Consider the following 13,743-nt stretch of genomic DNA (forward strand, 5'->3'; position numbering starts at 1 on the left):
CCAACCGGGGCCCTGTTTGCGTTTGGGGAAGATGCCGGGGCCGTGCGGGCTGGCCGGTTGGCCTGCCCGCACGGCCCCGCGCTTACTTCAAACGACGCAGGATGATGTAGAGCGCCCCGGCGCCGCCGTGCTTGCGGTGGGCCGGACGCACCGCTGCAATCCGGCTGGCGTGCGGACCCGCGGCCAGCCAGTCCAGCACCTTTGCGCGGATCGCGCCGCGCCGTTCGCCACGGTCCGCCGCTTCGGTCGGGCGCGGCCGGCCGGTAATCAGCAAGACCACGCGCGCCCCCAGCGTAATCGCTTGCGTCAGCCCATGATCGAGGCGCGCATGGGCAGCGTCGAGTCCGTGACCGTGCAGGTCGAGTGTGAAGTCGGGATGGACTTCTGCACGGGCCAGCTTCTTCTCCCACGAACCGTCCAGCCCGTGCCGATCCAGCGGGCGGACCGGCCGCGACGCCGGGACCGCACGCTCAGGCGGCAGAGATGCCTTGGGCTCGATCAGGCGTGGCGGGCGCTTGCCAGGAGGCGGCGGCGCGGCGGCGGCCACCGGCGCGGGCGCGCTCGTGGCCGAAACGGGCGTGGATGGTCGCAGCGGTTTCACCGTGGCAGCCACGCGCGCCCACAGTTCCGCCTCCTGCGGCGAGAGCCCGCGCGGAGGCCGCATTACTTGCTGCCGGCCACAGTGCCGATCCGCGCCAGCGTGCCGCGCGGCAGCAGCAGCAGGGCATTGCCCCGACCACTCATCCCGCCGGCAATCACCCGCGCCTCATCGCCCGCGCCCCAGAAGCTGTCGATCCGGTTCGGCCCCTTGATCGCCCCGCCCGTATCCTGCGCGATCCACAGGCCATTGGCTTCCGCGCGATCCACATCCAGCCAGACCGGGGCGCCCAGCGGCACGAAAGCCGGATCTGCCGCAGCACTGCTGCGCCCGCGCACCGGCACATTGAGCGCCCCCAGCGGGCCGTCTCCGGTCAGTTCGCGGAAAAACACGAAGCTGCGGTTCTCACGCATCAGCGCTTTGCCGGCTTCCGGATTTTCCCGCACGTATTGCATGATGCCCTGCATCGATCCGGAGTATTGCCCCGGTCCGCTGCCCAGCAGGCCGCGTTCGCGCATCAGCCCGCCAATCCCGGTATAGGCATGGCCGTTCTGACCGGCGAACCCGATCCGCATGACCGTGCCGTCTGGCGCGCGGAGCCGCCCAGAGCCCTGGATCTGGAGGAAGAACATCTCCACCGGATCGGCCGCCCAGCCGATCTCCAGCCCCTTGCCGGCCAGCGCGCCGTCATAGATCTGCCCGCGATCGAAATAGGGCACGAACCGCCCGCTCTCGTCATAGCGGCCCAGCGGCTGCGAGCCATCGGGATTGGGAGCAGCATCCCCCACCCTGGCACGGACCAGATCGGGCGGGACGCGGTAGACCGGCACATCAAAGCCCGGCTGGCGCGTGCGCGTCCCGGCAATTTCCGGCTCGTAGTAACCGGTCACGAGACTGCGGCCATCGCCGACCCGGACCGTTTCGAAATAGGTATGGAAAAAGCTCTCCGGCTCCGCTTCCGGCCACTTGGCGGCGGCGGTGCAGGCCGGCACCCAATCGGCCGGGCGCGTGAGGCCGGATGAATCCGAGCGGGCGGTCAGGCGCGGGCAGCTCTCGCGGAAGGATTGCAGGGCGCCGAGCGCATCGTGGCGCGCCAGCCCGAGGTCGGTCACGGCAGGACCGGCGGCAACCCCGGCGAGCAAGGCGTTGGCAACCGGCGGAGCGGCCGGCTGTGCAAGCGGCGGCACCGGCGGCTGTCCGGGCGGAATGATCCGCCCGCAAGCCGCCAGCACGGTCAGCAAGGCAAGGGCGGCCGCATTGCGAAGCCGCGCGCGCGGCACCCGTCCGGCCATTTCCCGCTCAGCCCTCGTCGGTTTCGTCGAGCAGCCAGTCCGGCCCGGCAGCGTTGACGTTGCGGGTGAAAGTCCACATGTCGCGTGCCTCGACCGCGTCGTCGAGTGATCCGGCGATCACTGCCCCGTCGCTGTTGCGGGTCACGGCGGCAATGTCTGCGGTGAAGCGCACGGTGATGCGCGCGACCGGGGCGTCAAAGCTGGCCGCGACAATCACGGCGTCCTCGATCCGCACCAGCCGGTTGTCCAGCGTTTCGCCAGCGACTGCGCGGGCATCGATCGCGGCGGCGAACCCGGCATAGACATCGCTATCGCACAGCTGCGACAGCGCTTCCTTGTCACCGGCCCAGAACGCTTCCAGAACCATGCGATAGGCGCCCCGCGCCCCGCCCAGAAATGCCGCCACATCGAACTTGCGGTCTGCGGCCGCGATTTCGCGGATGCCGCGTTCGATCGCCGGGGCAACGCCGGGGATCAGTACGCGCGGCTGCGGTTGCAGCGCGGTGACGGTGCGGTCCGCCGGATCGGCGGCGCGGGGACGTGCGGGGGCAGCGCCCTTGTCCTCGAACCGGCCCTGAATCGGTTCCTCCTCATGCTCAGCCCGACGGCCCAGCACGGAATAGAGCCGCAGCCCAAGAAAGGCCGCAACCATGGCCAGGATCACGATCTCCACAGTGCTATCCACTTTCCAGTCCCTGCCGCGCGAATGCGGCCAATAACCCACTCTATGACCAAATAGGGAGCAATGACAGATGAACAACGCGCACTGTGCATTTTCCGTGCGATTTTTGCGCCGGGGTGTGACGTTTTCCCTGCACCGCGCCGTGCCGCCACGCGGCCAGCCTTGCCGCCCGCCGCGCCCGGTGCTAGGCGCGCCGGCAACTCGCTTAACCCAATCCTTTTCACCTGATCGAAAACGGGAACGACCAAATGGCCGACGAAGGCAGCATCATCACCGACATGGGCCTGGGCGCCCCCGTGCCGAACGGCGCAGACACGCTGCCGGCCGCCGGGATCATTTCGCAGTACGTCAAGGACCTCTCGGTCGAGAACCCGAACGCGCCCGACAGCTTCCAGTGGACCGACGCGCCGGAAATCGACGTGCAGTTCAATATCGGCGCCCGCCAGCTGAGCGAGGAAGTGAGCGAGATCGAACTGAAGATCGCGATCAAGTCGCGCGCGCAGGCCGGCACCGCGTTCATCATCGACCTGGCCTATTGCGGGCTGGTCGGCATGCGCAACCTCGACGAAGCGCAGATGCACGCGTTCACTTATGCCGAAGCGCCGCGCATCCTGTTCCCGTTCGCCCGCCGCGTGATTTCGGATGCCGTGCGCGATGCCGGTTTCCCGCCGCTGCTGCTCGAACCGATCGACTTCAACGGCATCTACCTGCAGCAGCTCGCCGCGCAGCAAGCCGAAGCCGAAGCCGCTGGTGGCGCGCCCGCCGGCAACGCGTAAGCGCCCGGCCGGGCCGCGCGCAGGACTGAACCGCGCATGAGCCTGATCAAGAACGTCAGCACGATCGGCGGCCTCACCGCGATCAGCCGCATATTCGGGTTCGCCCGCGACATGCTGCTGGCGCGGGTGCTGGGCGCGGGCGGCGTGGCCGACGCCTGGCAGCTGGCCTTCCAGTTGCCCAACATCTTTCGCCGCCTGTTCGCCGAAGGGGCCTTTGCCTCTGCCTTCGTCCCGCTGTTCAACCAGCGGGTCGGGGGCAAGGACGGCAACGACGACGCCTTTCGCTTTGCCAATGATGTGCTGGCAGTGCTGGTGCCGATCCTGCTGGGCTTTTCCGGCCTTTCCCTGATCGCGATGCCCTGGGTCATGGGCCTGTTCGCCAGCGATGCGCTAGCGGCGGATGGCGCGCGGTTCGATCTTGGCGTGGCCATGGCCCGGATCGCGTTCCCCTATCTGGCGTTCATGAGCCTGGCGACCCTGCTTGCCGCGATCCTCAATTCGATGTCGCGCTTTGCGGCGGCGGCGGCCGCACCGATCATCCTCAACCTCTGCCTCGTCGCCGCGCTAGTCGGTGGGGCGATGCTGGGCGAAGGGGAGGCCGCGAAGCACCAGACCGGGCTGTTCCTGGCGGTATCGGTATCGCTGTCCGGCCTGCTGCAATTCCTGTGGCTGTGGTTCTGGGCGCGCAAGTGCGGCTTTCACTTGAAGCTGCGCCGCCCGCGCCTGACGCCGGAAGTCGGCGCGCTGGGCCGCCTGATCCTGCCCGCCGTGCTGGGCGCGGGCGTCTATCAGATCAGCCGGTTCATCGACCTGTTCTTCCTGTCGGGCCTGCCGGACAAGAGCATCACGTTCCTGGCGATGGCCGACCGGCTCAACCAGTTGCCGCTGGGGATCATCGGCATCGCGCTGGGCACGGCGATCCTGCCTGCGCTATCGCGCTATATCGCCCAGTCCGAGGACGGCGAGGCCTTCCGCCTGCAAAGCAACGCGGTGGAACTGGCCCTGCTGCTGACCCTGCCCGCGGCCGTTGCACTCTATGTCACCGGCACCGCGATCACCCGCGCGTTCTATACCGGCGGGGCCTATACCGCCGCGGACAGCATCGCCACCGGATCGGTCGTCGCCATGCTGGTGGTCGGCCTGCCCGCCTATGTGCTGGTCAAAGTGCTGACCCCCGGCTTCTTCGCCCGGCGCGATACCAAGACCCCGGTCTATACCGCTGCGATCTCGCTGACGCTCAACGTCGTGCTCAACCTGCTGCTCGTCCCGCGTCTGGGCGTGGAAGGCCTGGCGCTCGCCGGTTCGCTCGCCGCGTGGACCAACTGCGCGATGCTCTATGCCATCCTGGCTTGGAAAGGGCATTTTCACCTGACCGGGCAGGTCGCCTGGCGGATTGCCCGTATCGTGCTGGCATCGGCGGCCATGGGCGGCGTGCTGTGGTGGCTCGTCCCGCTCGGCACCGACTGGTACGTTGGCGGCGTGCTCGAACGCATCACGTCCATCGCCGGGCTGGTGCTGGCGGGCATGATCGTGTTCTTCGGACTTGCGATTGCCTTCGGAGTGGTCAATCGCGCGACCATCGGCCAGTTGCGGCGTCGCAAGGCCTGATCAGGACAACTTGTAGGAATTCCCATGCGTATCGTTTCCGGCATCCAGCCCACGGGCAACCTTCACCTCGGCAACTACCTGGGCGCGATCCGCAACTGGGTGAAGATGCAGGACGAAGTGGCCGCCAGCGGTGGGCAGAGCCTGTATTTCCTGGCCGATCTGCATGCCATTTCGATGCCCCACGTCCCCGCCGACCTTGCCGCGAACACCCGTGAGATGGTTGCCGCGCTGGTCGCGTGCGGGATCGACCCGGACAAGTCGATCCTGTTCAACCAGACCCAGGTTCCCGCCCACGCAGAGCTGCAATGGCTGCTAAACGGCACCGCGCGGATGGGCTGGCTGAACCGCATGACCCAGTGGAAGGACAAGGCCGGCAAGAACCGCGAAGGGGCCAGCGTGGCGCTGTTCACCTATCCGGTGCTGCAGGCCGCCGACGTGCTGCTCTATCAGGCGACCCACGTGCCGGTGGGCGAGGACCAGAAGCAGCACCTCGAACTGGCGCGCGACATCGCGCAGAAGTTCAACAATGACTTCGCCACGGAAGACGCCCCGGTGTTCACCCTGCCCGAACCGATCATCCCGCCCGAAGCGGCGCGGGTGATGAGCCTGCGCGACGGCAGCGGCAAGATGTCGAAGTCCGACCCTTCGGACATGAGCCGCATCAACCTGACCGACGATGCCGACACCATCATGACCAAGGTGAAGAAGGCCAAGACCGACCCCGAGCCGCTGCCCGGCGACAAGGGCGGGCTGGACGGCCGGCCGGAAGCGGCGAACCTGGTGGGCATCTATGCCGCGATGGCGGGGTGCAACGTGGACGCGGTGCTGGCCGATTTCGGCGGTAAGGGTTTTGGCGCGTTCAAGCCGGCCTTGGGAGAATTGCTGGTGGACAAGCTGGCGCCGATCAACGCCCGCTTCGTCGAACTGCGGCAGGACCGCGCCGCGCTCGATGCGATCCTGCGCCAGGGCGCCGAACGCGCCCGCGCGCTGGCCGCACCGACGCTGGCCGCAACCTACGATGCGCTGGGGCTGGTGCGCGGCTGACGCGCATTCAATCGCCATTCAGGCACGCTGGTCTACGCCTGCCAGACTGCTAACGTTCCGCCTGCTTCGCGCGAATCGCGCTGGGGCAAGCTTGGGAGATAACGGGTCCATGTCGCACTTTAGCACTTCACCGCTTGGCTGGTTGAAGGCCCTGCTCGCGCCGCTGATGCTGGCCACGCTGGCGGCTTGCGCAACGCCGTTCAATGCCGATGTCTCGCGTTTTGCCAGCCAGTTGCCAGCGCCGCAGGGACAAACCTTTGCCGTGATCGCCGATGATCCGGCGCTGGCGGGCGGGCTGGAGTTTTCGCAATACGCCCGCCTGGTCGAAGCGCGCATGGCGCAGCTGGGCTATGCCCCGGCGGCAAGCGCAGCGGACGCCACGCTGATCGTGCGGTTCGATTACGGCGTGGACAAGGGCCGCGAGCGCGTGCGCTCGACCGGTTTTGCCGATCCCTACTGGGGCTCATGGTATTCGCCCCGCATGGGCTACTGGGGCGGGCGGCGCGGCTATTACCGGCCCTTCGGCTATGCCCGGTACGGCGCGTGGGGTTATGGCTGGTACGATCCGTGGTTCGATAACGGAGTGGAAAGCTATACCGTCTATACCAGCGGCATATCGCTGAAGATCGATCGCAAGGCCGATGGCCAGCGCCTGTTCGAAGGCAAGGCCGAAGCGGTCTCGACCTCGAACCGCCTCCAGCACCTGGTGCCCAACCTGGTCGAGGCGATGTTTACCGATTTCCCGGGTAATTCCGGGGAAACCGTGCGGATTTCTGTCGCTCCGGAGAAAAAGCGGGGCAACTGATCGGCACACCACCGAGAGTGAAAGGGCGGGGTCGGCAACGGTCCCGCCCTTTTTCGTGGAGCGTGGAAGTCACGTGTCAGGTGCGGTCGGCCCATCCGGGCCTTCCTTTGCTGTTCGCGGACGCGCATAGCGCATCACCGAAACCCTTCAGTTCCCCAGCGCGACCACGCCGCCGGTCGAACCGAACCCGCCCTCGCCGCGCGCGGTTTCATCGAGTTCGCTGACTTCCAGCCAGCTGCCTTGCGTCACCGGGGCCAACACCAGCTGCGCCACGCGGTCACCCCGGCGGATTTCGAACGCATCCGCGCCGTGGTTGATCAGGATGACTTTCAGCTCGCCGCGATAATCGCTGTCGATCGTGCCGGGGGTGTTGGGCACCGTGATGCCGTGCTTCAGCGCGAGGCCGGAACGCGGGCGGACCTGGATTTCGTATCCGGCGGGAATCGCCAGCGCGAGGCCGGTGGCGACCGCGTAGCGCGCGCCGGGGGCGATCGTCACGTCCTCGGCCGAAACGACGTCCATGCCCGCCGCCCCCGCCGTGGCATAAGCCGGGAGGTCCAGCCCTTCGCCATGCGGCAGACGCTTAACGGGGATCGGAACTGGCAGGGGGGACGAGTGCATCGGCGATCCTTTCGACAAGCGCGCGGGCGACGTCGTCCTTTGGCATTTCGGGCAGGCTTTCGACACCCTGCGCGGTGACGATATGCACGGCGTTGATGTTCCCGCCCATCACATCGCCCGACACATCGTTCGCAACGATCCAGTCCGCACCCTTGCGCTGGCGCTTTTCGGTGGCGTGCTGGATCACCTTTTCGGTTTCGGCGGCAAAGCCGACCACCAGCTTCGGTCGCTTGTCGCTGACCGAGACCATCGCCAGGATATCCGGGTTCTCGGTCAGCCGCAGCGCGGGCGGAGCGGAACCGCGCTTCTTCATCTTCTCCGCTGCCACGTCCTGCGTGCGCCAATCCGCCACGGCCGCGACCATGATCGCGACGTCCACCGGCAGCGTGCGCTTGACCGCCTCGGCCATGTCGCGCGCGGTTTCCACGTCCACGCGGTCGACCCCCACCGGGGTCGGCAAAGTGACCGGGCCTGACACCAGCGTCACCCGCGCGCCCAGCTGCGCGGCAGCGGCGGCAATCGCAAAGCCCTGTTTGCCGGACGAGCGGTTGGCAATGTAGCGCACCGGATCGATCGGCTCGTGCGTCGGGCCCGCGGTAATCAGCACATGCTTGCCAAACAGCGGCCGGTGCGGCGGGTCTTCCTCGAAATCGGGCTGAAAGGTCAACGGATCGTCGGCCAGTTGCTCGCCGAGCAGTTCTGGCAGGGGCTCCGGCTCCGACTGGCCGGACACGAGGTGATTGATCGCTTCCGCATCGGTCGGCGGCGCGGCCTTGGCATTGCCCTTCTTGGACAGCAGCAGGCCCGGCTCGGCGGGGGCGGGGGCCGGCAATTCCGGCAACGGCGGCAGATCGGGCAGATCCTTGCCAAACACGGCCGAGCTGACCGTGCTGCGCGAAATCAGGCTGGCCGACAGGCCGCCCAGATCGTGAGCGTCGGCAACCGGTCCAACCGGCGTTTCCATCAGCCCCAGCATCGCGGCAATCGCGTGCCAGACGGCATCGGGTTCGGGCAGACGGCCGGGGCCGAATTCCCCGCAGGCCATCATGCCTTCATCCGGATCGAGCACCGTCACGCCGCTGGCGACCAGCGTTGCGACGTTGCGCTGGGTCGCGGCGTGCAGCCACATCCGCACGTTCATGGCCGGCACGGCCAGCACTGGCTTGTCGGTCGCCAGCAGCAGCGTGGCCGCCAGATCGTCGGCGATGCCCGCCGCCATCTTGGCCAGCAGGTTGGCGGTGGCGGGGCAGACCACCACCAGATCGGCCTGACGGGAAAGCTGGATGTGGCCCATCTCGACCTCGGCGGTCAGATCCCACAAGGTCGTGTGCACCGGGTTCTCGCTCAGCGCCGCCAACGTCATCGCGGTGACGAACTGTGCGCCCCCTTCCGTCAGCACGCAGGTTACCTCCGCGCCATTCTTGCGGATCAGGCGGACCAGTTCGCACGACTTGTAGGCCGCAATGCCGCCGCCGACGATCAGGAGTATCCGGGGTTTCCTCATGGTGGACCGCTTGTGCAATGCCGCACCCTTTCGCGCAACAGGCTTTGCTTTCCGCATTTCCCTGCGCCACAGTGGTCAAGGTCGCGTTAACAGGGGGAGTTACCGGAAAATGCGCATCATCCTGACCGCCGTGCTGTTTCTGGCGGGGCTGTTCAACCTGTTCCTGGGGGTCAGCTTTCTGCTCGATCCGGCGCGGCTGGGCGCGGCATTCAACCTGTCACCGGTCGGCCCCGGCGGCCTGGCGGTGCTGCGCGCCGACATGACCGCGTTCTTCCTGGTGGCGGGCGGATGCCAGCTGTGGGGCGGCTGGCGGCGCAATGGCGACCTGTTGCTGGTGCCGGCACTGCTGTTCGGCATCGCCTTCACCGGCCGCGCGATCAGCGCCGCACTGGATGGCACGGCCCCCGGTTTTGCCATGCCGATGGCGGTCGAGGCGCTGCAAGTGGTGCTGGCCATCGCAGCCTGGCGCGTGCTGCCGCACCACAAGATCAGCGAAATCGCGAACTGATCAGGCTGATTTTGCCCCGCGCCAGAGCGATGCCAGCGCGCGCGGGGCAAAGGCCAGCCCCAGGAACATGACCGGGGCCACGACCGCCCCCCAGTAGAAATTATCCGGTCGTCCGGCGAGCATGAACGCCAGCCCGTATCCCAGATAGAGCAGCGTCCCGAACGCACCCGCTGCCGTGCGCCACCCGGCCCAGCCCAGCAGGGCCAGCACGATCAGCGGCCCCGCGATCCAGTGCGGGAAGAATCGCAGGTTGCTGGACAGCGCGACGTTGGACAGCCACCCGGACAGGCCGCGCATCTGCAGCCATTCGGGCGACGGCCGGTCGCTCGGCAGCACTTGCAGCGCGGTGTAGTGGTGATGGACCATGATCAGCGCCACGAACGCCGCCGCCAGCAGCCCCCACGCCGCGGTTTCCTTCCAGTCGCGCCGCCATGCCGCCATGGCGGCCAGCAGCAGCACGAACGGGAACACGTGTTCGCGGATCGCCAGCGCCAGCGCGGTCACCGCCAGCGCCGCGCCCCATTTCCGTCCCGGCCGGTGGAGGCCGAACGCCAGCGCGATCAGCATCCCGGCCCACAATTCGTGCAGCACGAAGTAATAGCGATTGAGCCCCAGCGACGCGCCAAAGAACAACAGCGCCAGCCCGATCCGGCGGGTGCGCGGATCGCCCGCCTCCTCGGCCAGCCGGTCCCACCAGGCCTTCAGCACGGCCAGCATCAGCACAATCGCCGCCACCATCTGCCCGACCGGCCCCAGCCACATCGCCAGATAGGCCAGCGTGGGCGGCCGCACCGCCCAACCGGGGGTAACCGGATAGTCCGAGCGGCGATGCTCCTCGGCCGCAACGGTATAGTAATTCTCGCCCTTGCCGATGCGTTCGATCACGGTGTCATACAGCGCCAGATCGTCATCGCGCGGACGTTCTGCCCCCGGCACTTCGGTGCCGGCCAGGTTCTCGACGAAATCCTTGGTGACGATATCCTGCTTGCCCACCGTGATCGGCACCAGGGCGGAAGCGATCAGCAGCAGCGCAAACGCCAGCAATGCCAGCCGCGCGGGCAGGCGCGGCCAGCTGGCAAAACGGTCTTCGGCCAGCGCGGCACGGGTCTGGTTCATCAAGTTCCCCCAAGGTCTTGAGGCCAGCTTGTGCATTGGCCCGCGCCGTGGTGCAAGCCATCGCAACTATTGCGGCGTTAGCTTGCGATTCAGCCATGCCGTCCTACATTGGCGGCGAAAGGACTTTTTGCGATGAATGAGGAACAGCCGAACGGCAATCCGATGATGAAGAGCCTGCTGATCTGGGGCGGCATCATCATGGCATTGCTGCTGGTGGTATCGATGATGAACGCGCGGAGCGAACCGGCGGGCAGCGCGATCGGCTATTCCGAGTTCCGCAATCGCGTGTCCGAAGGGGCAGTGGCATCGGTCCAGATCAGCGAAACCCGCATTACCGGCAAGTTCAAGAACGGCGATGCGTTCACCACCGTGCCCGTGCCGAACGATGCCACGCTGCAGCCGCTGCTGCAGGACAGCGGCGTCAAGTATGAAGGCAAGGCGCAGGAAGAACCCAACCTGCTGCTCTACATCCTGGTCCAGTCGCTGCCGTTCCTGCTGATCCTGGGCGTCGCGTTCTTTGCGCTGAAGCAGGTGCAGAAGGGCGGCGGCGGCGGCGCGATGGGCTTTGGCAAGTCCAAGGCCAAGCTGCTGACCGAACGCCAGGGCCGCGTCACGTTCGACGACGTGGCAGGCATCGACGAGGCGCGCGAGGAACTGGAGGAAATCGTCGAGTTCCTGCGCGATCCGCAGCGCTTCTCCAAGCTGGGCGGCCAGATCCCCAAGGGCGCGCTGCTGGTCGGCTCGCCCGGCACCGGCAAGACCCTGCTGGCCCGCGCCATCGCGGGTGAAGCGGGCGTGCCGTTCTTCACCATTTCGGGTTCGGACTTCGTCGAAATGTTCGTCGGCGTCGGCGCATCGCGCGTCCGCGACATGTTCGAACAGGCCAAGAAGAACGCGCCGTGCATCGTCTTCATCGACGAAATCGACGCCGTCGGCCGGCATCGCGGGCATGGCTTGGGCAATTCGAACGACGAACGCGAACAGACGCTCAACCAGCTGCTGGTCGAGATGGACGGGTTCGAGGCGAACGAAGGCATCATCATCATCGCCGCGACCAACCGCCCCGACGTGCTGGACCCGGCGCTGCTGCGCCCCGGCCGGTTCGACCGGCAGGTCGTGGTTCCGATCCCCGACATCGAGGGCCGCGAGAAGATCCTCTCGGTCCACATGAAGAAGGTGCCGCTGGCCCCCGACGTCAACCCGCGCGTGATCGCGCGCGGCACGCCGGGCTTTTCCGGTGCAGACCTCGCCAATCTGGTCAACGAGGCCGCCCTGCTCGCCGCCCGCCGCAACAAGCGGCTGGTCGCCATGCAGGAATTCGAGGACGCCAAGGACAAGGTCATGATGGGCGCGGAACGCCGCAGCATGGTTATGACCGAGGACGAGAAGAAGATGATCGCCTATCACGAGGCAGGCCATGCGATCGTCTCGGTCAACGAGCCGGCCAGCGATCCGATCCACAAGGCCACGATCATCCCGCGCGGCCGCGCGCTGGGCATGGTGATGCGCCTGCCGGAACGCGACAGCTATTCCTATCACCGCGACAAGATGCACGCCAACTTGTCGGTCAGCATGGGCGGCCGCGTGGCCGAGGAACTGATCTTCGGCTATGACAAAGTCTCGTCCGGCGCCTCGTCCGACATCCAGTACGCCACCGGCCTGGCCCGCAGCATGGTCACCAAGTGGGGCATGTCGGACAAGCTGGGGCCGCTCCAGTACGAGGACCAGCAGGAAGGCTACCTTGGCATGGGCGGGTCGCAGCGCACGTTCGCCTCTGACGAGACGAACAAGCTGATCGACAGCGAAATCCGCGGCCTGGTCGATGGCGCACACAAGCGCGCGACCGACATACTCAAGACCAACGAAGACAAGCTGCACCTGCTCGCCCAGGCACTGCTGGAATACGAAACGCTGACCGGGGACGAGATCAAGGAACTGCTGGAAACCGGCAAGATCGACCGTCCCGACAAGCCGAGCGGCCCGGCCCGCCCGGCCCCGGTGCAGGGTTCGGCCATTCCCAAGGCCGGCCGCCGCTTTACCGAAGCGCCGCAGGGCGCCTGAACTTACGCCTTCTGACTGGCCCGGTCTGGCTTAGCCGCCGGATTGGGCCAGGATCAGCATCGCGAACAGCATCAGCACCGTGGTGGCGATGAACAGCATTGCCCAGGTGCGCCAGATTGCCCCGAACCGGCTCAGCCCATAAGTGCCGCGCAGTTGCCGGTACATGTGCCAGGGCGGCAACAGCAGCGCTGCCATCACCACCAGCGGCGCCCCCGCCGCATTGGCCAGTGTCAGCACCACGGCCAGCAGCGACATGAAGCTGAGCGAATAGGTCACGAACACCGTGTGATCGTAGAGGTAGAACCGGCGGCTGAACGGGAACAGCAGCCACACGAACGGCACGGAAATCGGGATCAGTGCCCAGCTGTATTTGTAGGCGTTGGTTTGCAGCTGGAAGGTCACCAGCCCCGGATTGTCACGCATCGCCTTGATCGCCTGATCCAGCGCGGGAATGTCGCTGGCGTTTTCGAATTCGGGCGGAGTGCCATCCTTGATCCCGCGCAGCAGTTCCAGCGCCTGCCGGTTCTTCGCCAGTTCCTCGTCCAGCCCAGCGGTCGAGCGGCCCTGGCGCACCAGTTCGGCGCGCCGGGTTTCCTGCTGGCGCAGCGTCCCTTCCAGCTGGCTGATTGCGACAGGGACGTCGCCGTCCACCTGCAGGGCTTCGTTCGGGTCCAGTCCGCCCGCAACCTGTTTGACCACGGCGAACATCAGGAACACGCTGAACAGGAACAGCGCGATCGGGCTGACATAGCTGGCACGGCGGCCATCGATGTATTCGCGGGTCAGCCGTCCGGGGTTCCAAGCCAGCAGCGGCAGGGTCCGCCAGATTTTGCCTTCGAAGTGGAACACGCCGTGCATCAGATCGTGAAAGAACGCCCCCAGTGTGCGGTGAACGTGCGCGGCCTGACCGCAGGCGTGGCAATGGCTGCCAAGCAGCGCGGTGCCGCAATTCAGGCAGGCGGATCCATGGGCGGGGCCATCCGCCCGGCCGTGATCCGGTTCCACCGCCCGCGCAATCAAGGCGCCTTGCGCGATATCCCCAACGATTTCGCCGCCGTCCGAGTCCATGCTATTCCCCCAGCCAGAAACCGGTTCATGCTGTTGTCAGCCGGGCCGGGTCAAGCCATC

The 13,743-nt window shown here is 66.9% G+C and carries 13 protein-coding genes; 6 read left to right on the top strand and 7 right to left on the bottom strand.

Going from position 1 to position 13,743, the window contains the following annotated elements:
• Positions 1-82 precede the first annotated feature (82 nt).
• Genes IE113_RS05990 through IE113_RS06000 form a run of 3 tightly spaced genes read right to left on the bottom strand, consistent with a single transcriptional unit; the run spans position 83 to position 2,542 of the window.
• The gene (locus IE113_RS05990; protein WP_189539499.1) at positions 83-664 is read right to left on the bottom strand and encodes a Smr/MutS family protein; all 582 of its coding nucleotides are present in this window, start codon (positions 662-664) and stop codon (positions 83-85) included.
• On the bottom strand, positions 664-1,890 hold the full coding sequence (gene mltA / locus IE113_RS05995) for a murein transglycosylase A (RefSeq protein WP_189539500.1): 1,227 nt from the start codon (positions 1,888-1,890) through the stop codon (positions 664-666). Before mltA ends, IE113_RS05990 begins: the two co-directional genes overlap by 1 nt.
• Before the next feature lie 7 nt (positions 1,891-1,897).
• Positions 1,898-2,542 (bottom strand): Tim44/TimA family putative adaptor protein, encoded by a 645-nt coding sequence (locus IE113_RS06000; RefSeq protein ID WP_189539679.1) that lies wholly within the window; start codon positions 2,540-2,542, stop codon positions 1,898-1,900.
• A 278-nt stretch (positions 2,543-2,820) separates the two neighbouring features.
• On the opposite strand from IE113_RS06000, the gene secB reads away from it, so the two are divergent.
• From secB to IE113_RS06020, 4 genes are all read left to right on the top strand, one after another.
• Positions 2,821-3,348 (top strand): protein-export chaperone SecB, encoded by a 528-nt coding sequence (gene secB, locus IE113_RS06005; RefSeq protein WP_189539501.1) that lies wholly within the window; start codon positions 2,821-2,823, stop codon positions 3,346-3,348.
• A gap of 36 nt (positions 3,349-3,384) precedes the next feature.
• Positions 3,385-4,956, top strand: coding sequence for a murein biosynthesis integral membrane protein MurJ (murJ, locus tag IE113_RS06010; protein ID WP_189539502.1), 1,572 nt, complete (start codon positions 3,385-3,387; stop codon positions 4,954-4,956).
• A 24-nt stretch (positions 4,957-4,980) separates the two neighbouring features.
• Positions 4,981-6,000: a tryptophan--tRNA ligase gene (gene trpS / locus IE113_RS06015; protein ID WP_189539503.1), complete on the top strand. Its 1,020-nt coding sequence runs from the start codon at positions 4,981-4,983 to the stop codon at positions 5,998-6,000.
• A gap of 109 nt (positions 6,001-6,109) precedes the next feature.
• Positions 6,110-6,805, top strand: a complete 696-nt coding sequence (locus IE113_RS06020; protein WP_189539504.1) for a DUF4136 domain-containing protein — start codon at positions 6,110-6,112, stop codon at positions 6,803-6,805.
• A 147-nt stretch (positions 6,806-6,952) separates the two neighbouring features.
• On the opposite strand, the gene dut is transcribed toward IE113_RS06020, so the two are convergent.
• Positions 6,953-7,426 carry a dUTP diphosphatase gene (gene dut, locus IE113_RS06025; protein ID WP_189539505.1) on the bottom strand — a complete coding sequence of 158 codons (474 nt, stop codon included), beginning with the start codon at positions 7,424-7,426 and terminating at the stop codon, positions 6,953-6,955.
• Positions 7,389-8,930 (bottom strand): bifunctional phosphopantothenoylcysteine decarboxylase/phosphopantothenate synthase, encoded by a 1,542-nt coding sequence (locus IE113_RS06030; protein ID WP_189539506.1) that lies wholly within the window; start codon positions 8,928-8,930, stop codon positions 7,389-7,391. The genes dut and IE113_RS06030 overlap by 38 nt, the downstream gene beginning before the upstream one ends.
• A 109-nt stretch (positions 8,931-9,039) precedes the next feature.
• Here IE113_RS06030 and IE113_RS06035 point away from each other — a divergent pair, with 109 nt between their 5' ends.
• Complete coding sequence (locus IE113_RS06035) at positions 9,040-9,438, top strand: hypothetical protein (RefSeq protein ID WP_189539507.1); 399 nt, start codon at positions 9,040-9,042, stop codon at positions 9,436-9,438.
• Here the strand turns inward: IE113_RS06035 and IE113_RS06040 are convergent, their stop codons facing one another.
• Entirely contained in the window at positions 9,439-10,554 is a 1,116-nt protein-coding gene (locus IE113_RS06040; RefSeq protein WP_229822159.1) for a glycosyltransferase family protein, read from the bottom strand.
• Positions 10,555-10,686: 132 nt separating this feature from the next.
• Between IE113_RS06040 and ftsH the strand changes: the two genes are divergently transcribed.
• Positions 10,687-12,615 (top strand): ATP-dependent zinc metalloprotease FtsH, encoded by a 1,929-nt coding sequence (gene ftsH / locus IE113_RS06045; protein ID WP_189539508.1) that lies wholly within the window; start codon positions 10,687-10,689, stop codon positions 12,613-12,615.
• Between the two features lie 30 nt (positions 12,616-12,645).
• On the opposite strand, the gene IE113_RS06050 is transcribed toward ftsH, so the two are convergent.
• Positions 12,646-13,683, bottom strand: coding sequence for a DUF3667 domain-containing protein (locus IE113_RS06050; protein ID WP_189539509.1), 1,038 nt, complete (start codon positions 13,681-13,683; stop codon positions 12,646-12,648).
• Between the last annotated feature and the right edge of the window lie 60 nt (positions 13,684-13,743).

It is taken from the genome of Novosphingobium arvoryzae (genome assembly GCF_014652615.1).
Taxonomy (GTDB): Bacteria; Pseudomonadota; Alphaproteobacteria; order Sphingomonadales; family Sphingomonadaceae; genus Novosphingobium; species Novosphingobium arvoryzae.